Source organism: Vibrio sp. 1078-1, from assembly GCF_033340475.1.
Genome location: NZ_JAWOWM010000280.1, coordinates 1 through 750, shown reverse-complemented (window position 1 = coordinate 750; position 750 = coordinate 1). Strand labels below are relative to the sequence as shown.

General features: G+C 40.0%; 1 pseudogene. It reads left to right on the top strand.

The annotated features are described in order from the left end of the window. Positions 1-288: 288 nt before the first annotated feature. Positions 289-750, top strand: a pseudogene (locus tag R7190_RS27100) (peptidase M11); the annotation flags it as partial.

The following is a 750-nucleotide window of genomic DNA, read 5'->3' as shown; positions in this document are numbered from 1 at the left end:
TTACTAATGCAAGTTTAACCTAAATAATAAATGACTATTTTAGAGTTTTGCTTTTTAATTTTTGTTAAAAGGCACGGCATCTTATTGACTAATTATTAGATGTCTTTGGGGTTCTAATTCTAGCATCTATTGCTTACCTTTAACGTTTGTAGCTTTTCGAAATGAATGGAAATTCATGCGTTTAGGCTAGTTATTTGCGCTCCATAACCGTCAAGCGATCGACATGATTGCGGGCTTCTGCTGCGCAAAAATTAAGAACCAAAGATAAAAATACATAAGAAATTAAGTATGTTTAATACCCATTTTAATATTGTTACTTCCAATACATTTAAACTATCAACAACGGCTCTTATCGGCCTCTTATCTCTGACATTCAACGCGACGGCGCAGTCGCAAGACATCCCACATGGACATGTGATTCAACAAGAAAAACTGGTTTCACCTACTGCTAAGGGAAAACGCCAACAGGCTCAAGATAATACCAGCGCATTAAAGCAGGCGATGGCTGATTATCGCGGTGCATCGGCGAAAAACAAACATCACTATTTAGAGCAAATGATTTCTCTTGCTCACGGTCGTCAAGCATTGCTTTCCGAGTTGTTTCAGTCAGATCCTAGCGCGGTAGCGCAGGTTGCTCTGACTGCAAAAGCTCGCAAAGGTATGCCTGAAAAAGTACAAGCTTTGCTAGAGCAGGAGCAAACGCTAGAAGGCGAACTGGAAGTCTTCTACGAAGATTTTGAAGATCACAGC